A 24756-nucleotide genomic window follows, 5' to 3' on the forward strand; every position below is an offset into this window, starting at 1 on the left:
TTCATTATCTCTTTTTTTGCGTGGGGTGGTGGTGGTTTCCCCTTCGTTAGGCCCCCCGGGGGGGGGGGGCGCCCCCCCCCCCCCCGGGGGGGGGGGGCGCCCCCCCCCCCCCCCCCCCGACGGCTCCGACGAGCGGGATCGAGGCGGTACGACTCCGGCCCGCCGGGAGGTTCCCCACCGAGATCGCTCGATCCACCGCGTCCGCCGCCATCCGCCGGTATGTCGTGAGCTTGCCACCCACGACCGTGACGACCCCTCCGTCCACGGTCCCTCTGTGCGCGACCCCCTTCTTCGCGGTCTCTCCGTCCGTGAACACGGCGTGCCTGCGTGAGACGTCGGCCGTCCGCCCGTCCGCCGCCAGGAGCGGCCTGAGCCCCGCGTAGGCGCCCGCGACGGCCTCGCGGGCCACCGGTGCCGCCAGAACCGTGTTGAGCACGCTCAGGAGCGTCCTGATGTCCTCCTCAGGGGCCTCGGGTACGTCGGGGACGGGGCCGTCGAGGGGCTCGTCGGTCAGGCCCACGTGCACGCGGCCGTCGGCTTGGGGGAGTACGAGCGCGAATCGGTTGCTCTCTCCGGGAATCGGAATGTGCAGTCCGGACAGGAGACCCGGCAGGGTCCCGGGGCGGAGCACGAGGTGCGTGCCGCGTGACGGGCGCAGGCTCACCCGCGGGTCCAGCAGGCCCGCCCACACGCCCGCGGCGTTGATCACCGTCCTGGCCCGGACGGCGAACTCCGCGCCGGTCAGTTCGTCACGTACCTTGGCGCCCGCGCCGGTCAGCTCCAGGGCGCGGCACCGGGTCAGGATCCGGGCCCCGTACGCCGCCGCCGTCCTGGCTATGGCCACCACCAGCCGGGCGTCGTCGTACACGCGGCCGTCCCACGACAGCAGGCCGCCCCGCAGGCCGTCCTCGCTCAGCATGGGCGCGAGCGTGTGCGCCCGGGCGGCCGTCAGCCGGGACGGGCCGGGCAGCAGGCGGCGCGGCGTGCCGGCGGCGGCGCGCAGCCCGTCGCCGAGCCGGTAGCCGGTCATCAGCAGCTCCGCTCGTGACCTGGAGACCTCCGGCGTCAGCGGCAGCACGTACGGATGCGCCTTGACCAGGTGCGGAGCCGTCCGCCGCAGCAGGACGCCGCGCTCGACCGCGCTCTCGCGGGCGATGCCCACCTGCCCCTTGGCGAGGTAGCGGAGGCCGCCGTGGATGAGCTTGGAACTGAACCTCGACGTGCCGAAGGCCAGGTCGTGCGCGTCGATCGCCGCTACGCTGAGACCGCGCGAAGCGGCGTCGAGCGCCGCGCCCGCCCCTGTCGCGCCCAGGCCCACGACCAGCACGTCGACCGTCTCCTCCGCGACCACGGCCAGCTCGCGGGCCCGTCGCGCGGCGTTCAGCGAGCTGTCCATGGGTCGCATGGCGTTCGGCGGGCTATCCAAGGTAGGCCTCCAGCAGGGTGGCGAGTTCGGCGTCGAGTTCGTCGAGGGTCACGGGGTCGAGCATGGTGGGCGCCGACAGCAGGAACGACTGCGCCACGAGCAGCACCGCCCTGGCCTTGCGGCGGTCGCCGACGGCGGCTTCGAGCACGCCGAGCACCGCCTCGTGGGTGGCGCCGCGCCGATCCAGCAGGTACGGCAGCAGCAGCTCCGGGTCCGCTTCCACGATCTTGCGCCAGAGCGGATGGCCGCGCAGCCGCCGTACCCCTTCGACCACGGCGGCGACCGGGTCCGACAGGTCGAGCTCGGTGACGGCCAGCACCCACTCCCGCGTCATCAGGTCGGCGACCAGGCTCCGCACGTCGGGCCAGCGGCGATAGAGCGTCATCCGGGACACCCCCGCCCGCCGCGCCACGTCGGTGAGCGTGGTGCGCCGCACCCCGTAGGCGAGCACGCAGTCGCGGGCCGCGTCCAGCACGCCGTCATTGTGACGAATCGACGTCATATGTCACAGTGTAGACGTGCTGAACGAACCGATGCTGTGGTCGGGCTGGGGCGACCCCGCCAAGGCCCGCGAACTGCCCCCGCAGATCCGCGAGCTGCTCCACGACCTACTGGGCGTACGCGAGCCGGCCGCTCCCGCCGCCTCGTTCGAGTCCGTACGGCTGGCCCCCGTCGCGCTCTCGCCCGCGCACCTGGCCGCTCTGGCCGACGTCGTGGGCCACGAACAGGTGCGGACCTCGCGCGCGGCCCGGATCCGGCACACGCGCGGCAAGTCGACCCCCGACCTGCTGCGGATGCGCGCGGGAGACGGCTCGGCCGCGCCCGACGCCGTGCTGCTGCCCGGCTCGCACGACGAGGTCGCCGCGTTGCTGCGGTTGTGCGCGGCCGAGCGGATCGCGGTGGTGCCCTTCGGCGGCGGCACCTCCGTGGTGGGCGGGCTGGCGGCCTCCCGGTCCGGCTTCGCCGGGGTGGTGGCGCTGGACCTGGCCCGGCTCGACCGGCTCGTCTCGGTCGACACCGAGTCGATGGTCGTCACCGCCGAGCCGGGACTGCGGGCGCCCGAGGCCGAACGGCTGCTCGAACGGCACGGGCTGACGCTGGGGCATTTCCCGCAGTCGTACGAGTACGCCACGCTCGGCGGATTCGCGGCGGCCCGGTCCAGCGGCCAGGCTTCGGCCGGTTACGGGCGCTTCGACGACATGGTGGTGGGTCTGACCGTCGCCACTCCCTCCGGCGACCTGGACCTGGGGCGCGCGCCCAAGTCGGCGGCGGGGCCCGATCTGCGGCAGCTCCTGCTGGGGTCCGAGGGGGTGTTCGGGGTGATCACGGCGCTGCGGCTGCGGGTGCGGCGGGTGCCCGGGCGGCGGGTGTACGAAGGGTGGCGGTTCGGGTCGTTCCGGGAGGGGACGGCCGCGCTGCGGGTGCTGGCGCAGGAGGGGCCGCTGCCTACGGTGCTGCGGCTTTCGGACGAGACGGAGACCATGATCGGGCTGGCCCGGCCGGACGACATCGGGGGCGGCTCCAGCGGATGCCTGGTGATCGCGGGTTACGAGGGCCCGGCTGAAGAGGCTGAAGAGACCGAGAGTCCGGCGACGTCGGTCGAAGGGCGCAGGGCTGGGGCCGGGGCGGTGCTGGCGCGGATGGGCGGGGTGCCGCTCGGGACCGAGCCCGGACGGGCGTGGGAGCACGGCCGGTTCTCGGCTCCGTACCTGCGCGACTCGCTGCTGGCCGCCGGCGCGACGGTGGAGACCATCGAGACGGCCGGGTTCTGGTCCGCGCTGCCGCGCCTGTACGACGCGGTACGGCTGGCCCTGCTCGGGGCGCTGGAGTCGCCGCTGGTCATGTGCCACATCTCGCACGTGTACGAGACCGGGGCCTCGCTGTACTTCACCGTCGTCACCGCGCAGAAGGGGGACCCGGTGGCGCAGTGGGAGCGGGCCAAGGAGGCGGTCAACGCGGCCATCGTGGCGGCGGGCGGCACGATCTCGCACCATCACGGCGTGGGCCGCGACCATCGCGAGGCGTACGCGGCGGAGCTGGGACCCGTGGGCGTGGACATCCTGCGCGCCGTCAAGGCCCGCCTCGACCCCTCCGGCATCCTGAACCCGGGCATCCTGATCCCCTGACCGACCTCAGTCCGGTGGGTCGACCGACGCGGCCTCCGTCATGGCCGCCGCGGCTTCCCCAAAGCGTTGCTGGGCCTCGTACACGTCCGCCAGGCAGGCCAGCGCGAACACCAGCGGCGCGCCACCCGCCGGACGGCAGAGCTCGACGGCCTCCTCGGCGTGCGGCAGCGCCTCCGCGGCCCGGCCGCGCTTGAGCAGCAGCTTGGCGGCGGCCAGCAGGCAGCGGGCGAGCAGCACCGCGTGCCCGTCGGGGTCCGCGGCGGCCAGCTCCCGGCTGAGCCCGATCGCCTGGTGGACCCTGTCGAGCGCCCCACCACCCCAGCGCGACCGTCTGCCGGCGTACGCCAGCAGCCCCTCTACGGCGGCCACCCCCGCGGTGCCCCTCCGGGTGGCGTCGTCCGAACCGTTCCGGGCCATGGCAGCCCCCCATCGCGGCGACGAACCGCTTGCTTGGGGCGTGAGGCTACACCATCGCGAACCGATTGTGTTCCCAACGGCACGCTGCGTTCGGACGCGCTTCGGGAAGTGGGTGCGGCTTGGGGAAGATCGCGTAAAGATGGAGTCATGGTGGAAGTCGCGGCTGAGCGTGGAAAGCAGCTCTCCTCCCGGGTGTCGGAGGAAGGCGCGGGGTGGGCCTGTCAGCGGATCGGCACGTTCAACGACCTGAGACCCGACCACAAGGGGTTCACCTGGTTCAGCCCGCGCACGCTGTGGCACTCGCGCAACCAGATCGTCGCCGGGCTCTTCGGTGACCCGTCCGGGAAGGTGCGCCGCAGGTGGGTCGCCGAGCAGGAAGCCCGTGGCGCCGACCCGGACTTCCGCGTCAAGCCGGAGGTGGGGGAGAGCTTCAGCTTCCTGCTGCTCGGCGACACCGGCGAGGGCGACGCCTCCCAGTACGCGGTCGTGCCCGGCCTGCTCAAGGTGGGTGAAGGCACCTCCTTCGCGGTCATCGCCAGCGACGTGCTCTATCCGGCCGGGTCCGGCAACGAGTACGAGAACAAGTTCTTCCGCCCGTACAAGGACTATGACGCGCCGATCTACGCGATCCCCGGCAACCACGACTGGTACGACGGGCTCGGCGGTTTCATGCGCGTGTTCTGCGACGCCCCGGCGCTGCCGCCCAAGCGGGATTCCGGGTTACGCGGCCTGCTCTGGCGCCGGTCGGAGACGATCGACGAGCGGCTGCTGGCCGAGGCTCGCACGTTCAGGGACCGTCCGGCGCAGCGGGCCGCGCAGCCGGGACCATACTGGGCGATCGAGACCCCGAGCCTGCTCATCGTGGGCGTCGACACCGGCATCCAGGGAGAGATCGACGCCCAGCAGACCGAATGGCTGCGTCGCACCTCCCTGGACCCGCGCCCGAAGATCCTCGTCACCGGCAAGCCGATCTACACGCGCAACGACTACAAGCCGTCCCCGCTGGAGGGCGGCGGCACGATCGACGACATCATCCGCGCCCCCGAACACCGTTATGTGGCCGCCATCGGCGGCGACGTGCACAACTACCAGCGCTATCCCGTCAGGGTGGGCGACCGGGTGATCCAGTACATCGTCTCCGGGGGCGGGGGCGCGTTCATGCACGCCACCCACACCACCCGCCGGGTGGACGTGGCGGGCGTGCACGAGGACGACTTCAAGTGCTACCCCCTGCGCGGCGACTCGCTGTCCTTCTACAGCCAGCTGTACGCGAAACGGCTCCGGATGAAGTGGATCTACCTCACCCCGGCCGAGGCCGCCTGCATCATGGCGGACCAGATCAAGAACACCCCGGTGCGCCCCATCGAGAGCCCCGTCAAGATCACTCGGCGGATGAGGTGGGCGGCCCGGCTGCTCGGGGCCTGGCCGATGCCGCTCCGCCTGCCCGTGGGCACGGTCTTCCACCGCTACCTCTCCGAGCTGTCCGACTGGGACACACCACCGTTCTTCAAGCAGTTCCTGCACCTTTCGGTCACGCCCGACCTGCTCTCGGTGCGCTGCTTCGCCGCCACCGGCTGCCTGCCGCAAGAGGTGGATCCGCCGATGGAGGACGAGGTGCACATCAGTTTGTCGTAGTCACCTGGCACTCTGGACGGCGTGCACGTAGTGGTGACAGACGGGACGATCCTGCCGGTCGGTGGTCCGGCTCGCCGGGTCGACGACCTGCCGCGGGCCGTGCGTGAGCTCGAAGCCGAGCGGCCGCGCTGGGTCTGGGCGGACGCCCGCGAGATCTATCCGTCCCTGCTGGCCAAGGGTGTGCGGGTGGCACGCTGCCACGACCTGACGCTCACCGAGGGGCTGCTGCTCGCGTACGAGGGACGATACGGCCAGCCGCGCTCGGCCAAGGCCGCCCACGCCAGGCTGCACGGCCTGCCGGTGCCCGATGATCGGCCCAGTGTGCCCGACACGCTGTTCGCGCCCGAGCCGCTCGGCGCGGAGGCGGTGGCGGAGGTGCTGGCCGACCAGCTGCGCCGGATCGAGGCGCTGCCCGAGCCGGGCCGGTTCCGGCTGCTGGTGGCGGCCGAGTCGGCGGGCGCGCTGATCGCCGCCGAGATGGGCCACGACGGCATGCCGTGGCGCCGGGACGTACACGACGCCCTGCTCACCGAGCTGCTCGGCCCGCGCCCGGTGCACGGCATGCGGCCGGCCAAGCTCCAGGCGCTGGCCGACGAGGTGTCGGCGGCGTTCGGGCATCCGGTCAATCCCGACTCGGTGCAGCAGCTGGTCAAGGCGTTCAAGGGGGCGGGCGTCGCGCTCAAGACCACCCGGTCGTGGGAGCTCAAGCAGCTCGACCACCCGGCGGTCGCGCCGCTGCTCGCCTACAAGGAGCTGGCCAGGCTGTACAGCTTCCACGGGTGGGTCTGGGCCGACCAATGGGTGCGTGATGGGCGCTTCCGTGCCGAATACGTGGTCGCAGGGGTGGTGTCGGGGCGGTGGGCCACCGACGGCGGCGGCGCGCTGCAGATCCCCAAGGTGATGCGCCGCGTGGTGGTCGCCGACGACGGCTGGACGCTGATCGTGGCCGACGCCGCCCAGCTGGAGCCGCGGGTGCTGGCCGCGATGGCCGCCGACGGGGGGCTGGCGCGGGCGGCGGGGGAGATCGACCTGTACTCGGCGCTGGCCAAGTCGTTCGGGGGCGAGCGCGCCAACGCCAAGATCGCGATGCTGTCCGCCATGTACGGCGGCACCAGCGGTGACGCCTCCAAGCTGCTGGCGGTGATGCGGCAGCGCTTCCCCAAGGCCTACCAGTTCGTCGAGGACGCGGCCAAGGCGGGAGAGGAGGGCCGGCTGGTGCGCTCCTGGCTCGGCCGCACCAGCCCGCCGCCGTCGGAGGGGTGGAAGTCCCTCGTGTCGGGGCCCGAGGGGAGCCGGGCGATCCGGGATCGGGGGCGGTTCACCCGCAACTTCGTCGTGCAGGCCACCGCCGCCGAGTGGGCGCTGGTGCTGATGGCGGTGCTGCGGGGGCGGTTGTCCGGCCCGGCCAGGCTGGTGTTCTTCCAGCACGACGAGATCATGGTGCACTGCCCGCTCGACCAGGCCGAAGAGGTGATGGCCGCGGTGTCGGAGTCGGCCGCCGAGGCCAGCCGCCTGCTGTTCGGGGGGACGCCGGTGCGCTTCCCGATGGAGGCGGTCGCGGTCTCCTGCTACGCCGACGCGAAGTGACTCCGCGCACGTCACATGGCGGGTGTCAGCGGGCCGTTGTGCACGTGGCGCCAGGTGATCGCCAGCCAGACTCCGGCCAGGGTCACCATCACCCCCACCACCAGACCGAGCACCCCGTACGACAGCCCGCCCACGATCGCGCCCGCGACGATCGTGCCGGTGGCGCCGCACACGTTCATCAGCAGGTCGGACAGGCCCTGCACGGCGGGCCGGCTGCCGACCGGCACCGACTCGCTGACCAGCGCCGACCCCGCCACCAGGCCGCACGACCAGCCGAGGCCGAGCAGCACCAGCGCGGTGGTCACCTGCCAGACGCGGTGCCCGGCCGTACCCGCCAGGACGGCGGAGCTGAGCAGCAGCGCCATGCCGAGCAGCAGCACCGGCACCTTGCCCGCCTTGTCGGCCAGCCAGCCCACCACCGGTGACATGACGTACATCCCGGCGATGTGCAGGCTGATCACCAGGCCGATGATGTCGAGGTTCGAGCCGTCGTGGTGGAGTTTGACCGGGGTCATCGACATGACCGACACCATCGCGGTGTGGCTGACCGCGATCATGACCAGGGCCTTGCGGGCCATGGGGGTGGTGCGCAGGGTCGTCCAGGCGTTCCTGATCGTCCGGTTCTGACCGGCGGCGGGGGGTTGCGTGTCGTTCAGCCGGCGGGCCAGTTTGAGCGGGTCCGGGCGCAGGCCGACCAGGATGATGAGCATCGCCAGCGCGAACGCCAGCGCCGCGAACGCGAACGGCCCGGCCTTCTCCACGAGGCCCGCGCTCATGCCGATCTGGTCCGCGGGCTTGGCCAGGTTCGGGCCCGCGACGGAGCCGATGGTGGCCGCCCAGACGACCAGGGACAGGTGCCTGGCGGCGTGCCCCGGCGGGGACAGATCGGTCGCCGAATAGCGGGCCGCCAGGTTGCCCGCGCTGCCGCCGCCCACCAGGACCAGTCCGAGCAGCAGCAGCGGCCAGTTACCGAGGCTGATGGCGCCGACGGACAGCGCGCAGCCCGCCAGCGCGGCCACGTACGCCAGCGTCAGGCCCGTCCGCCGGCCGCCCCTGCCGGACGCCTTGGCGGTCGGCAGGGCGAGGAGGGCCGCGCCGAGTACGGTCGCGGTGCCCGCGAAGCCGCTGATCACGGTGGATCCGGAGAGCTCGTCGACGACGACGGAGCTCAGTGCCAGGCCGACTGCGACGCCTACGCCGCCTACTATTTGCGCGGCGGACAGGATCACGAGAGTGCGCCGCTGGACGGCCCGGATCCGGTCAGGGGATGAAATATCGGGCTTTATAGGGGCGCTGGTCACTTGTGAAGTCTCGCATAGACCATGAGATCCCCCCAAAGGCCCAAATCACCCCACGCAGCGTTATTCAACTACTTATGGCTGCTTTCGGATGTTTGGCAGGGTGGGATGGGGTTTCGCAGCCCGGCTCGGAGGTTCGGCCGCCTGGCTCCGAGGAACCCGGCTCAGAGGATCGTCACCGGATCCCCCTGCGCGATCCGGCCAGGGGCGTCCGGGATGAGGTTCACGCCGAACCAGACCTTGCCGTCCCACCTGCGGTGCCTGGCCAGGGTGCGGATGGGCTCCTTGCCCTTGGTGTAGGTGACGGCGTCCACGGTGGTCAGCACGCATCGGTCACAGCCCTTGACCACCCGGAACTCCGTGTCGCCGACGCGGACGCGCCTCCATCCGTCCTCGGCGAAGGCGTCCGGCACGCCGTCCACGACCACGTTCGGCCGGAACCTGCTCATGGGCAGCGGCGCGGGCAACTCCTCGCCGCTCTCGACCGCCGTCTCCGCGATCCAGTCGTTGAGCCGGGCCAGCGAAGCCGTGGAGGTGAGCAGCAGCGGATACGCGTCGGCCAGGCTGACCCGGTCGTCCGGCCGGCCGTACTCGGGATCGACGGGACGGCAGGTGGGGTCGTCCTGCCAGGCCAGCCGGACGGGGCGGTCGATCAGCGCGCTCAGCCACGCGGCCGCGTCGTCGCCGCAGTCGGTCAGCTCTATCGACGTCTTCCGCATGTTGATCACCGAACGGCCGGCGGTGGGACTGACCCGCAGCGGCGCGGCGTGCGGGCCGGTGAGCTTGAGCGTCTCGCCGTCCGGCTCCGGCACGCACATCAGCAGCCGGGGGAGCTCGCGGGCGGTCAGCATCTCGCCGTGCTCGTCGACGATGAGGTAGCGCCGGTCACCGGCCAGGCCCCAGGGCTGCACCTCGGCGTCAGATACCTCGTGCCCGGTCGTCGATTTGACGGGATAGATGTGGATGCTCGCCAGCTTCATGCGGCCGACGCTACATGACGCCCACATGCGGGGGATTCGGCGACCGGCCGAGGGCCGAGGCGCTGGGGAGCGGTCGTCGGGCGGCTGTTAGCGTACCGATCATTCCGAGCGAGGAGAGCCTTGTGAGAGCTGCCACACCTGCGGTGACCTTCGACAGTGACGGGGTCCCGTTGCTGGGAGTGCTGCACCTGCCGGCCGGCGAGGGGCCGCATCCGACCGTGGTGGTGCTGCACGGGTTTCCCGGCAATGAGCGCAACTTCGATCTGGCCCAGGCGCTGCGCCAGGCGGGGTACGCCAGCCTGGTCTTCCACTACCGGGGCTCCTGGGGCGTCGGTGGGGACTGGTCGTGGGGGAACGGCCTGGCGGACGCGGCGCGGGTGGTGGCGGCCGTCCGGGAGAAGCCGTTCGCGGCCGAGCACCGGCTCGACCCGGAGCGGGTCGCCCTTGTCGGACACAGCTTCGGGGGCTTCGTCGCGCTCATGACGGCCGCCGCGGATCCGGGCATCGCGGCCACCGTGTCGGTGTCCGCCTTCGACTTCGGTACGGTCTCGCGCGGGCTCGACGCCGAAGGGCGGCGGGAGTACGTCGAGGCGTTCGACGGTGAACTGCTTCCGCTCACCGGCACCAGCGGTGAAGCGCTGGTGGCCGAGATGGAGGCCGCGGGGGAGGCGTGGAGCCTGGCCTCGCTGGCACCCGCGTTCACCGGACGCCCGGTGATGCTCATCGGGACCGGACTCGACCCCGTGACGCCCGCCGCCGTACACCACCGGCCGCTGCTGCCCGCGTACGCGGGGGCGGCGCTCGAACACCACGAATGGGCCACCGACCACGCCCTGTCCGACCACCGCGCCGAACTGGCCACGACGGTCCGCGACTTCCTCGACCGCGCTCTCGGCGTGCGGTAACCGTTCGGATCCCGGCCGCGCGATCCGCCCATCCGCGCTCATAACGCGGTGGCTGGGTCTCACGTCTGGCCCCACCCATCCGCTCTCATGGCGCGGCTGGGTGGGTCTCCTCGGGAGGTCACGTCTGGCGGAAGGTGTCGAAGAAGACCTTGCGGGTTTCGGCCTGGTCGTCCCACTTGAGTTCGGGCATGTTGAAGGTGATCTTGTACGCGTTGGTGTCGTCGATCGTGACGAAACGGGTCAGCGCGTGCATGGGAACGCCGTTGGCCAGGGTGTAGGTGTACTCCCAGTCGGCGGCCTTCCAGTCGCGATACCGCGTCGCCTGGAGCTGTACCTGGATGTAGCCGTCGACGCGACCGGCCGCCTCCTCGCGGGTCAGTTCCGACAGGCCCCCGTCCTGCTGCGGGGTCGTCTGCTCGATGCGGGTCGTCATGCCGGAGTCCTTGGGCCCGGTGAAGGTGGCGTCGCCGCCTGACGCGGTCAGCTTCCAGCCGTCGGGGACGGCGGCGGAGAAGCCGGGCGGGGTCTGCTCGCTGAAGCCCTTGGGCACGGTCGCCGTCAGCGGATCGGTGGCGGGTGGCGACGACACCTCCTGGGTGATCGCCACGCTCGGCACCGGCGCGGGTGCGCTGCCCGTGCGGACGTACAGGACGACGGCCACGATCACGCCGACGGCCGCGATGCCCGTGACGATCAGGCGCGGGGTGGGGCGGCCGTCGCGGAGCCAGCCGCCCTCATCGTCGTCCTCGTGCCTGCGCCTGCTCTTGGTCAGGCGCTCCGAGGTGGCGCTGGGCAGCTTGGTGAGGCGGTCGTGGGTCAGGTCGCGCGACAGGTCGATGGCCTGGTCACGCAGGTGGTCCGGCGAGGCCAGCGGCCAGGGGGCGGCGCGGCTGTCGCTGGTCAGGGGCAGGATCGGCTGCGGGCCCGACGGGCTCGGGGCGTCCGCCCGCGATTCCGGGATCCGGCGCGGCCCCGAAGGGCTCCCGAACGCCCCGCTGTCAGAGGCGCGATGGGATCCCGACGGCCCGCCGAACGACGGCGGCGCACCGAGCGGCCCGCTGGGCGGGAAACCCGGCGACGACGGAGGCCCGCTGGAGGGGAAACCGGGCGACGACGGTGGCCCGCCTGCTGAGAAGCCCGGTGACGACGGCGGTCCACTCGCTGGAAAGCCTGGTGACGACGGCGGCCCGTCCAGCGGGGAGCCTGGCCCGGACGGGAAGCTGCCGGACGGGAAGCTGCCCGACGGGTAGCTGTCCGATGGGAAACTGCCTGATGGGTAGCTGCCCGGCAGAGGGCGCACCAGGGACGGTCCGGCCGGATCGCTCAGCGACGGGTGCGGCCCCGTCGGCGGGCGCTCCCCGGCCTCCGGTATCCGGTGCGACCCTGACTGGCTGGTGAACGCCTCGAACCCGTCCGCCGAAGGCAGCGACGGCAGCGCGTCCGTGCGGTGGCTGCCCGACGGGCTCGACATCCCCTCGTAGGGCATGGAGTAGCCGCCCGACGGGCTGTTCAGCGGGTCGTACGGAACGCGTACCGGCCCCGAGGGCGTCTCCACGATCCGCGACGGCATCGGCCCGGACAGCGAGTCGAACGGCGGCAGCAGCCCGGCGGGCGTCGAGTCCGCCTGCGTGGGCAGGGACCGCGAGGTCTCGGCGGGTCGCGGTCGGGTCGAGCCGTGGGCGTGCAGGATCCGCTCCAGCAGTTCGCCGACCTGCTCGGCGGTGAGACGTTCGGCCGGGTTCTTGCGCAGCAGGCCCTCGATCACCGGCGCCAGCGCGCCCGCCCGCTGCGGGGTGACGGGGTCCTGCGTGAGGACCGCGCCCAGCACCGCGATCGGGTCCGGCCCCTCGTACGGCGGGCGCCCCTCCACGGCCGCGTACATCGTCGCCCCGAACGACCACAGGTCGGCCGCCTGGGTGATCGACTGCCCGGACAGCCGCTCCGGCGGGATGTAGGCGGGCGAGCCCATGAGCAGCCCGGTCTGCGTGATCGTGACGTCGCCCTCGATCGCGGCGATGCCGAAGTCGGTCAGCACCACGCGGTCGGAGGTGAGCAGGACGTTGCCCGGCTTGATGTCACGGTGCAGGATGCCGGCCGCGTGCGCGTGCCGGACCGCGTCGAGCACCCGGATGCCGATCTCGGCGGCCTGGATCACCGGGAGGGGTCCGCTCTGCCGGACCGCCTGCTCCAGGGACCACGCCCGGACCAGCTCCATGACGATCCACGGCCGGCCGTCTTCTTCGACGACGTCGTGCACGGTCACGATGCCGGGGTGCGTCAGTCGCGCGGCGGACCGGGCCTCGCGCAGCATGCGCCGGTGGGCCACCTGCTTGCCCGCCTGGTCGAGCCCGTACGGCAGGATCAGCTCCTTGACCGCCACGTCACGGGCGAGCAGCACGTCATGCGCGTGCCACACCATCCCCATGCCGCCGCGGCCGACCGGTGACATCAACCGGTAGCGCCTGCCGATCAAACGACCCTGGCTCTGTGAAGCGTCTCCCTCCGCACCGGGTCCGCTGAGCAAGCGGTCGGCTGCCATGTTCCCGCCCCAATCTCCAGCCTCATCGGTCACAAGCGTCGCGCCGCCATACGTCAAGATTATGAGCGTTGGCCACGATATAGGCAGGTCATTCCCAAGGGAACCACAACTCGGTTCTTACAAATGCCTTGACGTACCGCAATATCGCCCATCAAATGGATCATTTACGGTCAGCGGCCAGGGCGAGCAATGCGGCGGTAAATGCCTCTACCGGGGGCTTCACCAGGCCCGCACCGACCTGGCCGGTGCCCGCCACGCGGCCCGCGATACCGGTGTTGACGACGGGCAACACGCCCGTCCTGGCCACCAGGGTGATGTCGATGCCGACCGGTGTGCCGCGGAAGCCGAGCCCCGGGATCTGGTAGGCGGGATGCTCGGCGAGCGTGATCTCGTACATGGACCGGGTCGCCGCCACCGCGTCCGCCACCTCGCCGCCGACGAAGCGCACGATGGCCGGGGACGCCGCCATCGCGAAGCCGCCCAGGCCCGACGTCTCGGTGATCGTGGAGTCGCCGATGTCCGGGTTGGCGTCCGCCGGGCCGTACGCGCCGAGGTAGAGCCCGTCCGGCACGCCGGCCGGCCCGGTGAACCACCGATCGCCCAGCCCGGAGACCTGTACTCCGAAATCGGTGCCGTTGCGGGCCATGGCGACGACCATCGAGGAGCCGGGTACGTTCCTGGCCGCGTCGGTGCTCACCTTGCCCGCGGCCATGGCGGCGTTCAGGAAGAAGTGGTCGTTGCCGTTGACGAAGCGCAGCACCTCGGCAGCGCTGCCGGCCGCGGCCTCGACCACCCAGGGGGCCAGCTCGCGCAGGAACAGCGAGGTGGCGGCGCGGTTGCGGTTGTGCAGCTCGTCGCCCATCTGCAGCGCCTGCGCGATCATCGCGCGCAGGTCGATGGGGCCGCCCAGCTCGATCGCGGCAGACAGGACGGGCCCGAGCACGCGATCCATCCACCGCAGCCGCTCCAGCACCTCGGGCCCGTACGCGCCGTAGCGCAGCACCTTGCCCAGGCCCTCGTTGAGCGAGCAGTACGCCGTGCCGCCGTGCTCGGCGTCGCGTACCTCCAGCATCCACATCGACGGGCTCACCACGCCCGCCATCGGGCCGACCGTGGCGTGCCGATGGCAGGGCTCCAGGCGTACCCGGCCGGCGGCCAGCGACTCCTCGGCCGCCGGCACGTCATGGGCGTACTCCTCGAACAGCATCGCGCCGATCAGCGCCCCGCGCATCGGGCCCGACGCGCGGGCCCAGTCGATGGGCGGCCCCGCGTGCAGGAACATCCGCTCCGGCAGGTCGAGCACCTCCGAGGCCCGCCGTACCCCGACGAGCTGGGGGCGGGCCGAGGTCAGGCGGCCGACGGCCCGTTCGTTGGCCGCGGGCAGGCGCGGGTCGGCGAGCACCCGCGCGAGCGCGTCCGCGGTGCCGGGCAGGGGCGGGCGCCACGCGACGGCGGTCGTCGGCACGGCCTGCGCGTCGAGCGACTCCTGGAGGAGGGCGGCGCCGACGGTGATCACGTGGGGCGGACCGGAGAGCAGAGTCAAAGGAGGTCCCTGGCGTGCCGGGCGGCTTGGGCGTTGGAGGTGAAGACGGTGGCGCCCGCCTCGCGGAACGCCGCGGCCTGCCGGTGCAGGCCCTGGGGGTCGCCCTCGGTGCCGATGAGCGCGACGACGACGGTGGCTCCGTGGTGGGTGGCGTGGGCGACGGCCGAGGCGAGGGAGGCGGCCGGGTCGGGGTCGGCGCCGTGCCCGAGCACGACGTCCATGAGGATCACGTCGCCCGGCTCCACCTGGGCCAGGGCCTCCAGGCGGAGCGTCGGGTCGATCATCGGATGGGCGCGGCCCCTGGTGTAGGCGTCCTCGCCGTAGTCGGTGAACTCGCCCGCCCCGGCGATCAGGCTCGCCTCGGCGCACAGCGTGCCGCCCGAGTAGACGCCCTTGAGCTTCGTGTACGCCGACGTGGGCGACCAGCCGGGCCACGACTCCCAGGCGGGGACGGGCCGGCCGAGGGCGCGCAGCGCCTCCTCCGCGGCCGCCGTCAGATCGCGCTCCCCGAGCAGCGCCGAGACGACCGGCGTGCCCAGCGTCTCCACCACCTCTTGTACGGCCCGCGCCACCGCCGGGTCGGGCCGCTTGGAGACCAGCACGATCAGCTCCGTGGCCGGGTCGTCGTCCAGCATGCGCAGCGCCCGCATCGCCGACAGCCCGCCCACCTCGGCCGACAGGTCCCTGCCGCCCACGCCGAGCACGTGGCTGACCCCGGCGCCCGCCTGGTCGAGCAGGGACGTCACCTGCTGGGCCCCGGTGCCGGAGGCCGCGACGACGCCGACCGGGCCCGGCCCGAGCACGTTGGCGAAGCCCAGCCCCACCCCGGCGATCACGGCGGTGCCGCAGTCGGGGCCCATGACCAGCACGTCCCGCTCCTCGGCCAGCGTCTTGAGCCGCTGCTCCTGGGCGACCGGCACGCCGTCGCTGAAGATCATCACGGGCAGTCCAGCGTGGACCGCGTCGAGCGCCTCGGCGAACGCGTGCTCCCCCGGAACCGACACGAGCACCAGGTCGGCCGGGCTTCTGGCCGCCGAGAGGGTGGTGAGCGGGGGTTGGTCGGCGGCCGCCCGGGTCCGGGAGGCGGACAGCCGGGCCAGGGCGTGGTCGAGCTCGCCGGTGGCGGTGTCCACGCTATCGCCGCGCAGGGCGACGAGCAGATCGCCCGGGTCGGCGGGGGGCAGGTCGAAGCCCAGGTCGCGGGCCAGGGCGAGGTTCAGTTCCGTGGCCATGGCGACGATGGCCACCCGCATGCCGGGCAGGTCCGACAGCGTGCGGCTGACACGCATGAGGGTGACGGAGTCGTGGTAGACGCCCTTGCGCAGCAGCACCGAGTCGCGGGTCATCCGGCCACCGTCAGGGCGTGGGCCGGACTCGGAGCCTCCGTCATGGCCTCCGTCATGGCCTCCGACATGGCCGCTGTCATGGCCAGGACGGTGTCGAGGCCGATGGAGATGCCCTGGAGCAGGTCGGACCCGGAGGTGTGGCCGAGCCGCCGCAGCTGCCGCCGCGCCGGTTCGAGCTCCTGCCGCCCGGCGATGCCGCGCAGCACGGCGATCACCTCGGGGCTGGCCTCGCCTCTGGCCGCGCAGTGCAGGAGGGTCGCCGAGATCGGCGTCGTACGGGTGCGGGCGTCGTACGTCACAGTCGCGGCCAGCCAGTCCGCCAGCCACACCGCCCGCCGCGCCCCGGCCGCCGCGCCGAGGTGCCTGAGTGTCACCAGCAGCCCGGCCAGCACGTCGTCCCCGCTCGGCGTCAGCCCCGGACCGAGGCCGACCAGCCGTTCGGCCGCCGTCACCGCGCCCAGCAACCGGCCGCTCGCGCAGCTGGCCGCCAGGAGCTCGATCGCCTCGTTGCCCGCCAATCCCGGCTCGCCGGGGGTCAGGCGAGGGGCGGCCTGCCGGAGCCGTACGGGATCGACCCGGCCAAGCGGCGGCGCGGGATCCCACCAGCGGCGCGCCCGCACGCTCAGCCGCCCCAGCTCGATGGCGCCGTCGCCCACGGCGGCCTCGTCACCCACGGTGACGCGCGGCAGCTCGGCGGCCAGCAGCACGGAGTTGGGCAGCCGCGTCGCCGCGCCCGTGATGACGGCCAGCACGGACGGCTCCAGCTCCGTCCTGACCTCCAGGTACACCCCGGCGGGGAAGACGGCCAGCACCCGCGCGGGGCTGCGCGGCGCCTCCAGCACAGGGCGTACCGCCGCGCTGGCCGCTCCTGTCACAGGGGTACGCGGGCGCCTCGCATGAATACCGACGGTCACCGAACCTCCCTACCGGCTCTGGACCTGACCGTAGAACGTGCCGCACAACCGTCCGTACGGAGAAATTTGCCAAGAGTCAGCGTGAAGGTTGGCTCTTCCTGACAGACCGCTTCTGGGGTCACAATCTCCACATGGAGCCCCCAGTCCGTCTCGCGAGCACGGGCACGATCACCCACGGCGTCTCGGTGGGGGAGGTGCTCGGCGTATCGACCCTCGCGGACGCCCGCCTCATCGCCGGGGAGAGCGGGCTGGGCCGCATCGTGCAGCGCCTCAACGTCATGGAGGTGCCGGACATCCTGGCCTGGGTCAAGCCGCACGAGTTGCTGCTGACCACCGGCTACCCGCTGCGCAACACCCCCCAGTCGCTCGGCCGCCTGGTGGCCGACCTCGACGAGCGCAAACTGGCGGCCCTGGCGATCAAACTCGGCAGGTATGTGGACAAACTGCCTGACGAAATGGTCGAGCAGGCCGACCGGCTCGGGTTCCCGCTCATCCTGCTGCCGAACGACGTCGGCTTCGACGACATCCTGAACCAGGTGCTGACCGACATCCTCAACCGCCAGGCCGCCGTGCTCGCCCGCGCCGAGGAGGCGCACCGGGCGCTGGTCCAGGTGGTGCTGGCCGGCGGCGGGCTGGACGAGGTGACCGCCGAGGTGGCCGCGCTGCTCGACGTGGCGGTGGCGGCGGTGGACGGCGGCGGCCGGGTGCTCGCCACCGCCGGGCCGCCCGACCACGTGACCCTCCTGTGGGAGTCGATCGCGCACGAGGGACCGCCGCTCGTCCCCGCCTCGGGCCGCACTCCTTCCGGCGGGCCCGCTTCCGGTACGGCGGGCCGCACACGCGCGTTCGCCTCCGTTCCCGTCCTCGCGGGCGGTCACCACCACGGCCGCATCGTCGCCTACAGCCCGGCCGGGACGCTCCGTGACAGCGATGTCGGCATATTGGAGCGCGCCGCGACCGTCGCCGCGCTCGTCGTCACCAGGCAGGAGGCGGTCAACGCCGTCGAGAGCAAGTACCGGGCCGACTTCCTGCGCGACGTGCTCACCGGCCGGGCGGGCACGGCCGAGCGCGTCACGGCGCGGGCCAGGGCGTTCGGCTGGGATCTGGAACGGCCCGTCACCGTGCTGGTCGCCGAACTCGACCCGGACGGCGACGAGCGCGCCACCCAGGACCGCCTGGTCGCGTGCTGGGTCGCGGCGATGCGCCGCCACGACCCTCAGGGCGCGGTCGCGGGCTTCTCGCACGAAGTGGTGGCGGTACTGGACGCCACGGTGGACGCCGCCAGGGTGGCCAAGGACGCCGCCTCCGCCTTCGCCGACGTGCCGCCCGCCACGTTCTCGACCGGCACCTCCCGCCCGTCACCCGGCGCCGACCTGCTGCCCGAGGCGTACTCGCAGGCCCTGAAGGCGGCCCGCGTCGGCCGTCAGCTCCACGGCCCCGGCGCGGTGGCCCACTTCGACCAGCTGGGCGTGTATCGGCTGCTGTCGCTGGTGAACGACACGGAGGAACTGCACGCCTTCGTCCGGGAGACGCTGGGCCCGCTGGCCCTGGACGACGACGCCGAGAACTCCGACCTGCGCAGGACCCTGCAGGTGCTGCTGGAGACCAACCTCAACGTGGCGGAGACGGCCAGGCGGCTGCACTTCCACTACAACACGCTGCGCTACCGCATCGGCAAGCTGGAGCGCCTGCTCGGCAACTTCACCGACGACCCCCATCTGCGCCTCAACCTGACCCTTGCCCTGCACGTGCTGCGCATGCGGGGCATCTAGGCTGAGTGCTCGTGGACTTCGAACTGCGCTCCGACTTCATCCCGCTGTGTGACCTGCTGAAGTACTGCGGGGTCACGGAGACGGGCGGCATGGCCAAACACCTGATCGCCGAGGGGATGGTGTCGGTGGACGGGGAAGTGGAGCTCCGGAAGACGTGCAAGATCCGGACGGGGCAGATGGTGACGGGGGAGGGGTTCTCGATCCGGGTGCACTGAGGTTTGGCGACCGAAAATAAACGGCCCCCGAATCGGAGGCCGTAGAGCCCGGGAACGTACCCCCGGGGGTGGTGACCCCATAGTACATTCGGATGCGCCGAAGTCGCGCAAAGTCATCACAGCATTACTCGCTGGTTACTATTCTCGAACATGAGAGCGAAAAGGAAACGACCCCCGTCGCCGGGGGCCGTAGAGCCCGGGAACGTAGCCCCAGGCGTTGAATGACTCCATGTTAGGGAAGGTAGCCGTGGGTGACAAGTCGAACGAGGAGATGCCGGCAGTGCGGCGCGACCTGGCGCTCCTACGAGGAGAAGAAGACCGACGTCGCCATCGCCAGCGCCATGATCGCTGACGTCGCGCTCGAGCAGGTCGAGTCGTCATGCTCGTGTCGGCCGATTCTGCGCGGCGGTCGAAAAGATCCGCGAGATCGACACGCTCCGTGGCGCCAAGACAAGGGTCGTCGCCGTCTTCCCGCCGGGCAAAGGCGCGGACGGCCTACGCCGGTGCAGCGACGCGTGGTTCCCCCTCGGTGCCGCCGTCGTGCGGCGTTCCCAGTTCCCCGACGTGGTGAGCGGGCCCGGTGGTGCCACCTACCACCGGCCGCCGCGCTGGAACTGACCGCTCACCGAACCCCCCGAAGGTAGTGCGCGATCACTCCTCTGGTCAGGAAAGCGAATTTGGCAGATCATGCCCGTGTACGAGCGCGCCCACGGGCCTAATGTGCCCGCAACGGCAGCACGAATCTGGAGCGGGATGCGGAAGGAGCCTGCGGGGCGGCACTGGAAGCGGCAGCCCGGGTGAAGAGGGGCTCACATGGTTTTCGGTTGGACCAAACACGGCGACGGCAAGCATCTGGCTCCCGGAGAGGTCGTCAAGCCCGACGAGCGGCTGACCTGGCCGCGCATGATCGGGTTCGGCGCGCAGCACGTGATCGCGATGTTCGGCGCGACGTTCGTGTTCCCGCTGGTGATGGGGCTGAGCCCCAATGTCGCGATCATGATGTCCGGCGTGGCCACGATCATGTTCCTGCTGATCGTGAAGGGCAAGATCCCCAGCTACCTGGGCACCAGCGCGTCGTTCGTGGGCGGTGTGCTGGCCATCAGGGCGGTGTTCGGCGGTGACACCCCTGGCGCCGATGCCATCGTGACCGGCGCGATCCTCATCGTCGGGTTCGTGCTCGCGCTGTGCGGGCTGGCCGTGCACTTCCTCGGGGTGCAGATCATCCACCGGATCTTCCCGCCGATCGTCACCGGCGCGGTGGTCATGCTGATCGGGTTCGGGCTGGCCTACGTGGTGGCGGACGTCTACTGGCCGCAGGACCAGTGGATGGCGCTGATCACGATGCTGGTGACGTTCGTGATCGTGGTGGCGTTCAAGGGCTTCATCGGGCGCATCGGCATCCTGCTCGGCCTGATCGTCGGCTACGCGCTGTCCTGGGTGGCCGACCAGCTCTTCGGCCAGGTCCCGGCCTACACCGACGGCGCGCTCAAGATCGCCCCGCATCTGCGTGTCGACTTCTCCAAGCTGGAGGCGGCGCCATGGTTCGGCCTGCCGCCGTTTCATCTGCCAGACTTCAAGTTCTCGGCCGTGCTGCTCGTGCTGCCCGCGGTGATCGCGCTGATCGCGGAGAACATCGGTCATGTCAAGGCCGTGGGAGAGATGACGCGTACCGACGTCGACCCGTACATCGGCCGCGCCATCGCCGCCGACGGCCTGGCCACCGTGGTGACCAGCGCCGTCGGCGGCTCGCCCACCACCACCTACGCCGAGAACATCGGCGTCATGGCCGCCACCAAGGTCTACTCCACCGCCGCCTACTACATCGCCGCCCTCATCGCCATCCTGTTCGGGCTGAGCCCGAAGTTCGGCGCGCTGGTCTCCGCCACTCCGGCAGGCGTGCTGGGCGGCGTGACGGTCATCCTGTACGGCATGATCGGCCTGCTCGGCGCCAAGATCTGGATCGAGAACCGGGTGAACTTCGCCGATCCGGTCAACATGGTCCCCATCGGCGCGGGCATCATCCTGGCGATCGGACCGGTGAAGCAATTGATCAGCGGCGACTTCCGGCTGGAGGGCATCGCGTTGGGCACGATCGTCGTGGTGGGCGGCTACCACCTGCTGCGCGTCATCGCCGGGCGGCCCGCCGACACAGCCGCCGCAGGGGGAGACACGGGGTGAAGCCGCCGCCCTTCGAACACCACGCGCCGCGCGACCTCGGCGAGGCCCTGGACGTCCTCGCCCAGGTGGGCCCGCGCGGCAAGGTGCTCGCGGGCGGCCAGAGCCTGATCCCCATGCTCAACATGCGGCTGGCGGCGCCCGAGCATCTGGTCGACATCAACCGCGTCGAGTCGCTGGCCACCCTCGACCTCGCCCCCGAAGGCGTCACCGTGGGCGCGCTGGCCAGGCACGCCCAGGTGGAGCGGCTGGCCGGGCATCCGCTGCTGCGGCAGGCGCTCCGGCTGGTCGCCCACCCGGTGATCCGCAACAGGGGCACGGTGGTGGGCAGCCTGGTGCACGCCGACCCGGCCGCCGAGCTGCCCGCCGTGCTGGCCCTGCTCGGCGGGTCGGTACGGCTGTCCCGGCTGGACGCCGCCGAGGGCGTGGTGAGCCGGGAGGTGACGGCCGCCGACTTCTTCGTCGGGCCGATGGAGTCGGCCGTCCAGCCGGGCGAACTCGCCGTTTCCGCATATTTCCCGGCACCGCCGGAACGGTCGGGTACGGCCTTCCGCGAGGTGGCCAGGAGGCACGGCGACTATGCCCTGGCCGGGGTGTGCGCGCTGGTCACGCTGGACGACGACCTGCGCGTCACCGCCGCTCGGGTGGCCTGCGTCAGCGTCGGCCCCGTGCCGGTGGTCGTGGACGTGGGCGGGCTGTGCGAGCGCCGTCCCGCCTCCAGCGTCGACTGGGCGGGCGTGGCGCGGGCCGTACGGGAAGCGACCGAGCCGGACGACGACATCCACGCGAGCGCCGCGTACCGGCTGCATCTGGTCGGCGTCCTCGCCGAGCAGGCGCTGAAGGACGCCGCCCGTGAGGCGGCGCTCAAGGACGTGGCCCGTGAGGCGGCGCTCAAGGACGTGGCCCGTGAGGCGGCGGGACCGTGGGGTAGCAGCCCAGCAGGTACGTGAGGGAGGCCGGATTGGAGCGCGAGCGCGAGATCACGCTGGTGGTGAACGGAGCCGCGCGGCGGGTGCGGGTGCCCGGCCGGCGGCTGCTGTCCGACTGCCTGCGCCACGACCTCGGGCTGACCGGTACGCACGTGGGGTGCGAGCACGGCGTGTGCGGCTGCTGCACGGTGCTGCTGGACGGCGAGCCGGTGCGCTCGTGCCTGACGTTCGCGGTGACCGTCGACGGCAGCGAGATCACCACGGTGGAGGGGCTGGCCGGGCCGGAGGGGATGTCGGCGGTGCAGCGGGCGTTCGCGGAGTGCCACGGGCTGCAGTGCGGCTTCTGCACGCCGGGCTTCCTGTGCACGGTGACCGCGCTGCTGCGTGACAACCCGGCGCCCACCGACGAGGAGGTGGTCGACGGCATCTCCGGCAACCTGTGCCGCTGCACCGGCTACCAGAACATCGTGAAGGCCGTCCACCGGGCGGCGGAGCTGATCGCCGAGGAGACCTAGGGATGACCACCAGGCTGTTCGGGGAGCCGGTCCAGCGCCGGGAGGACCCCAGGCTGCTCACCGGCGGCGGCCGCTACCTCGACGACCTGGGCTCCGGCGCGCTGGCCGCGGCGTTCGTGCGCTCGCCGCACGCCCACGCCCGCGTCCGCGACGTCGACGTGAGCGCCGCGCTCGACGTGGACGGCCTGGTCGCCATCTACACCTGGGAGGACCTGCCCGAGCGCGTGGGCCGCCCCCTGCCCCTGCTGATCCCGCATCCCGCCCTCACCCACGGCCGCACCGCCTACCCTCTGGCCAGGGACGTCGTCCGGCACGTGGGCGAGCCCGTGGTGATGGTCGTGGCCAGGGACCGCTACCTCGCCGAGGACGCCTGCGCGCTGATCGAGGTCGACTACGAGCCGCTCAAGCCGGTCGTGGGCATCGAGGAGGCGGTTCAGGGCGCGCAGCTGGTCCATGAGGACGTACCGGGCAACGTGGGCGCCCATCTGGTGCAGGAGGTGCCGAACCAGGCGGGCCGGAGCGCACGCGAGGCCATCGAGGCGTCGCCGCACACGCTGAGCTTCCGGCTCGACATCGAGCGCAGCGCGAGCATGCCGCTGGAGGGCCGCGGCGTGTACGCCCGCTGGGACGGCTGCGACCTGCGCGTCTACACCAGCACCCAGACCTCGACCAGCGTCCGCATGGCCGTCGCCGCGGCCCTGGGCCTGCCCCTGCCGCACGTCGAGGTGATCGCGCCCGACGTGGGCGGCGGGTTCGGGGTGAAGATCGTGCACCCGTGGCCGGAGGAGATCCTGGTGCCGTGGGCGGCGATGCGGCTCGGCCAGGAAGTCAAGTGGACCGAGGACCGGCGCGAGCACTTCATCTCCTCCGCCCACGAACGGGGCCAGGTGCAGCACGTCAGGGTCGGCTTCGACGACGACGGGGTGGTGCAAGGGCTGGATGTGACGATCCTGCACGATCACGGGGCCTACACGCCGTACGGGATCATCGTCCCGATCATCACCTCGACGCAGCTGCTCGGGCCGTACCGGATCGGGGCCTACCGGGTCGAGTTCTCCGCCGTCTACACCAACACCGTGCAGGTCACCCCGTACCGGGGCGCGGGGCGGCCGCAGGCGGTGTTCTGCATGGAGCGGACGATGGACAAGATCGCCCGTTACCTGGGCAGGGACCGCACCGAGGTGCGCGCGGCGAACTTCATCCGGCCCGACGAGTTCCCCTACGACCAGGGCCTGATCTTCCAGGACGGACGCCCGCTGATCTACGACAGCGGCGACTACCCGGAGATGCTCCGCATGCTCAAGGAGCTCATCGGCTGGGACGACTTCGAACCCGGCCGGCACCGGGGCATCGGCATCGGCTGCTACGTCGAGGGCACCGGCGTCGGCCCCTACGAGGGCGGCCACGTCCAGATCACCTCCGACGGTCGCGTACACGTCTCCACCGGCCTCACCTCACAGGGGCAGGGCCACGAGACCGTGTTCGCCCAGATCGCCGCCACCGAGCTGGGCGTGCCCATCGAGCGGATCTCGGTCGTCACCGGCGACACGCGCAGGTTCGGGTACGCGGTCGGCACGTTCGCCTCCCGCGCGGCGGTGATGAGCGGCAACGCCATCGCGCTGGCCTGCCGCAAGGTGCGGGAGAAGGCGCTGCGCATCGCCGCCGACGCGCTGGAGGCCGACCCGGCCGACCTGGAGATCGCCGACGGCCTGGTGCACGTCGTGGGCGCCCCGACCGCCTCGATCCCGCTGTCCACGGTCGCGGTCCTGGCCAACCCGCTGCGGTACGCCTTCGACGAGGAGGCGGCCAAGGCCACCCAGTTCTCCGGCACCTCCTCGCCCGACAAACCGCCGGTGGCCGAGGGCGACGAACCGGGGCTGGAGGGCCGCGACTACTACTCGCCGATCAGGTCCACGTTCGCGGCCGGGATGCACGCCGCCATCGTCGAGACCGACCCGCTGACCGCCGAGATCAAGGTCCTGCGGTACGCGGTCGTGCACGACTGCGGCCGGCTGATCAACCCGATGATCGTGGAGGGGCAGATCCACGGGGGAGTGGCCCAGGGCATCGGCGGCGCCCTGTACGAGCGGATGGTGTACGACGGGCACGGGCAGCTGCTCAACGCCTCGTTCATGGACTTCCTCATGCCGTACGTGACGGAGATCCCGCACATCGAGACCGCCCACCTGGAGACGCCGTCGCCGCTCAACCCGCTCGGCATCAAAGGGGCGGGGGAGGCCGGGGTGATCCCGGTCTCGGCGGTGATCGCGGGGGCGATCGAGGACGCGGAGGGCATCGAGATCGACCGCATGCCGATCTCACCGTCCGAGCTGTTCGACCTCAGGAACCTCGCCGAGCCGGACGCCCAGCCGGGCACTTAGCCGGGCTTCCCGCGGCGGCGGGTTTCCGGCGGCGGCCTGCTTCCGGCGCGGCG

The 24756-nt window shown here is 72.0% G+C and carries 19 protein-coding genes; 10 read left to right on the top strand and 9 right to left on the bottom strand.

Annotated elements, in window-relative coordinates:
• Positions 1–46: 46 nt before the first annotated feature.
• Together AB0J16_RS11955 and AB0J16_RS11960 are read right to left on the bottom strand one after the other, a co-directional pair.
• A complete protein-coding gene (locus AB0J16_RS11955) occupies positions 47–1405 on the bottom strand; it encodes an FAD-dependent oxidoreductase (protein ID WP_358537578.1) in 1359 nt (452 codons plus the stop codon).
• A gap of 13 nt (positions 1406–1418) precedes the next feature.
• Positions 1419–1928 carry a helix-turn-helix domain-containing protein gene (locus AB0J16_RS11960; RefSeq protein ID WP_357941113.1) on the bottom strand — a complete coding sequence of 170 codons (510 nt, stop codon included), beginning with the start codon at positions 1926–1928 and terminating at the stop codon, positions 1419–1421.
• Between the two features lie 31 nt (positions 1929–1959).
• On the opposite strand from AB0J16_RS11960, the gene AB0J16_RS11965 reads away from it, so the two are divergent.
• Positions 1960–3552 (top strand): FAD-binding oxidoreductase, encoded by a 1593-nt coding sequence (locus AB0J16_RS11965; protein WP_358538826.1) that lies wholly within the window; start codon positions 1960–1962, stop codon positions 3550–3552.
• Between the two features lie 6 nt (positions 3553–3558).
• Here AB0J16_RS11965 and AB0J16_RS11970 read toward each other — a convergent pair whose 3' ends face one another.
• On the bottom strand, positions 3559–3969 hold the full coding sequence (locus tag AB0J16_RS11970) for a hypothetical protein (RefSeq protein ID WP_358537581.1): 411 nt from the start codon (positions 3967–3969) through the stop codon (positions 3559–3561).
• A 147-nt stretch (positions 3970–4116) separates the two neighbouring features.
• Here AB0J16_RS11970 and AB0J16_RS11975 point away from each other — a divergent pair, with 147 nt between their 5' ends.
• Together AB0J16_RS11975 and AB0J16_RS11980 are read left to right on the top strand one after the other, a co-directional pair.
• Entirely contained in the window at positions 4117–5604 is a 1488-nt protein-coding gene (locus AB0J16_RS11975) for a metallophosphoesterase (protein ID WP_358537583.1), read from the top strand.
• 21 nt (positions 5605–5625) lie between these two features.
• Positions 5626–7191: a bifunctional 3'-5' exonuclease/DNA polymerase gene (locus AB0J16_RS11980; protein ID WP_358537586.1), complete on the top strand. Its 1566-nt coding sequence runs from the start codon at positions 5626–5628 to the stop codon at positions 7189–7191.
• Between the two features lie 11 nt (positions 7192–7202).
• Here AB0J16_RS11980 and AB0J16_RS11985 read toward each other — a convergent pair whose 3' ends face one another.
• Both AB0J16_RS11985 and AB0J16_RS11990 read right to left on the bottom strand, forming a co-directional pair.
• The gene (locus AB0J16_RS11985; RefSeq protein ID WP_358537588.1) at positions 7203–8492 is read right to left on the bottom strand and encodes an MFS transporter; all 1290 of its coding nucleotides are present in this window, start codon (positions 8490–8492) and stop codon (positions 7203–7205) included.
• 161 nt (positions 8493–8653) lie between these two features.
• Positions 8654–9469: an MOSC N-terminal beta barrel domain-containing protein gene (locus AB0J16_RS11990; RefSeq protein WP_358537590.1), complete on the bottom strand. Its 816-nt coding sequence runs from the start codon at positions 9467–9469 to the stop codon at positions 8654–8656.
• Positions 9470–9591: 122 nt separating this feature from the next.
• Here AB0J16_RS11990 and AB0J16_RS11995 point away from each other — a divergent pair, with 122 nt between their 5' ends.
• Entirely contained in the window at positions 9592–10374 is a 783-nt protein-coding gene (locus AB0J16_RS11995) for an alpha/beta fold hydrolase (protein ID WP_358537592.1), read from the top strand.
• A gap of 118 nt (positions 10375–10492) precedes the next feature.
• Here AB0J16_RS11995 and AB0J16_RS12000 read toward each other — a convergent pair whose 3' ends face one another.
• From AB0J16_RS12000 to AB0J16_RS12015, 4 genes are all read right to left on the bottom strand, one after another.
• Positions 10493–12823 (bottom strand): protein kinase, encoded by a 2331-nt coding sequence (locus AB0J16_RS12000; RefSeq protein WP_358537595.1) that lies wholly within the window; start codon positions 12821–12823, stop codon positions 10493–10495.
• 250 nt (positions 12824–13073) lie between these two features.
• Positions 13074–14456 (bottom strand): DUF1116 domain-containing protein, encoded by a 1383-nt coding sequence (locus tag AB0J16_RS12005; protein ID WP_358537597.1) that lies wholly within the window; start codon positions 14454–14456, stop codon positions 13074–13076.
• A complete protein-coding gene (locus tag AB0J16_RS12010; RefSeq protein ID WP_358537599.1) occupies positions 14453–15802 on the bottom strand; it encodes an FdrA family protein in 1350 nt (449 codons plus the stop codon). The genes AB0J16_RS12005 and AB0J16_RS12010 overlap by 4 nt, the downstream gene beginning before the upstream one ends.
• Positions 15799–16716, bottom strand: a complete 918-nt coding sequence (locus AB0J16_RS12015) for a DUF2877 domain-containing protein (RefSeq protein ID WP_358537601.1) — start codon at positions 16714–16716, stop codon at positions 15799–15801. Before AB0J16_RS12015 ends, AB0J16_RS12010 begins: the two co-directional genes overlap by 4 nt.
• Before the next feature lie 131 nt (positions 16717–16847).
• On the opposite strand from AB0J16_RS12015, the gene AB0J16_RS12020 reads away from it, so the two are divergent.
• The 6 genes from AB0J16_RS12020 to cutA all read left to right on the top strand — a co-directional run bounded on the left by AB0J16_RS12020 (position 16848) and on the right by cutA (position 24703).
• Entirely contained in the window at positions 16848–18488 is a 1641-nt protein-coding gene (locus AB0J16_RS12020; protein ID WP_358537604.1) for a PucR family transcriptional regulator ligand-binding domain-containing protein, read from the top strand.
• A gap of 11 nt (positions 18489–18499) precedes the next feature.
• Entirely contained in the window at positions 18500–18703 is a 204-nt protein-coding gene (locus AB0J16_RS12025) for an RNA-binding S4 domain-containing protein (RefSeq protein WP_358537606.1), read from the top strand.
• 813 nt (positions 18704–19516) lie between these two features.
• The gene (locus AB0J16_RS12030) at positions 19517–20881 is read left to right on the top strand and encodes a solute carrier family 23 protein (protein ID WP_358537608.1); all 1365 of its coding nucleotides are present in this window, start codon (positions 19517–19519) and stop codon (positions 20879–20881) included.
• Entirely contained in the window at positions 20878–21828 is a 951-nt protein-coding gene (locus AB0J16_RS12035) for an FAD binding domain-containing protein (RefSeq protein ID WP_358537611.1), read from the top strand. Before AB0J16_RS12030 ends, AB0J16_RS12035 begins: the two co-directional genes overlap by 4 nt.
• Before the next feature lie 11 nt (positions 21829–21839).
• On the top strand, positions 21840–22322 hold the full coding sequence (locus AB0J16_RS12040; RefSeq protein WP_357941142.1) for a (2Fe-2S)-binding protein: 483 nt from the start codon (positions 21840–21842) through the stop codon (positions 22320–22322).
• Between the two features lie 2 nt (positions 22323–22324).
• Positions 22325–24703, top strand: coding sequence for an aerobic carbon-monoxide dehydrogenase large subunit (gene cutA, locus AB0J16_RS12045; RefSeq protein WP_358537614.1), 2379 nt, complete (start codon positions 22325–22327; stop codon positions 24701–24703).
• The last annotated feature ends 53 nt before the right edge of the window (positions 24704–24756 follow it).

This window comes from Nonomuraea sp. NPDC049750, from assembly GCF_040659625.1.
Lineage (GTDB): Bacteria > Actinomycetota > Actinomycetes > Streptosporangiales > Streptosporangiaceae > Nonomuraea.

What these genes read in the sequence shown, in the direction of transcription:
- AB0J16_RS11970 (WP_358537581.1), bottom strand. Translation starts at nt 3,969, where the DNA reads ATGGCCCGGAACGGTTCGGACGACGCCACCCGGAGGGGCACCGCGGGG.
- cutA (WP_358537614.1), top strand. Translation starts at nt 22,325, where the DNA reads ATGACCACCAGGCTGTTCGGGGAGCCGGTCCAGCGCCGGGAGGACCCC.
- AB0J16_RS12000 (WP_358537595.1), bottom strand. Translation starts at nt 12,823, where the DNA reads ATGTCACCGGTCGGCCGCGGCGGCATGGGGATGGTGTGGCACGCGCAT.
- AB0J16_RS11990 (WP_358537590.1), bottom strand. Translation starts at nt 9,469, where the DNA reads ATGAAGCTGGCGAGCATCCACATCTATCCCGTCAAATCGACGACCGGG.
- AB0J16_RS11975 (WP_358537583.1), top strand. Translation starts at nt 4,117, where the DNA reads ATGGTGGAAGTCGCGGCTGAGCGTGGAAAGCAGCTCTCCTCCCGGGTG.
- AB0J16_RS11955 (WP_358537578.1), bottom strand. Translation starts at nt 1,405, where the DNA reads ATGCGACCCATGGACAGCTCGCTGAACGCCGCGCGACGGGCCCGCGAG.
- AB0J16_RS11965 (WP_358538826.1), top strand. Translation starts at nt 1,960, where the DNA reads ATGCTGTGGTCGGGCTGGGGCGACCCCGCCAAGGCCCGCGAACTGCCC.
- AB0J16_RS12030 (WP_358537608.1), top strand. Translation starts at nt 19,517, where the DNA reads ATGGTTTTCGGTTGGACCAAACACGGCGACGGCAAGCATCTGGCTCCC.
- AB0J16_RS12020 (WP_358537604.1), top strand. Translation starts at nt 16,848, where the DNA reads ATGGAGCCCCCAGTCCGTCTCGCGAGCACGGGCACGATCACCCACGGC.
- AB0J16_RS12010 (WP_358537599.1), bottom strand. Translation starts at nt 15,802, where the DNA reads ATGACCCGCGACTCGGTGCTGCTGCGCAAGGGCGTCTACCACGACTCC.
- AB0J16_RS11960 (WP_357941113.1), bottom strand. Translation starts at nt 1,928, where the DNA reads ATGACGTCGATTCGTCACAATGACGGCGTGCTGGACGCGGCCCGCGAC.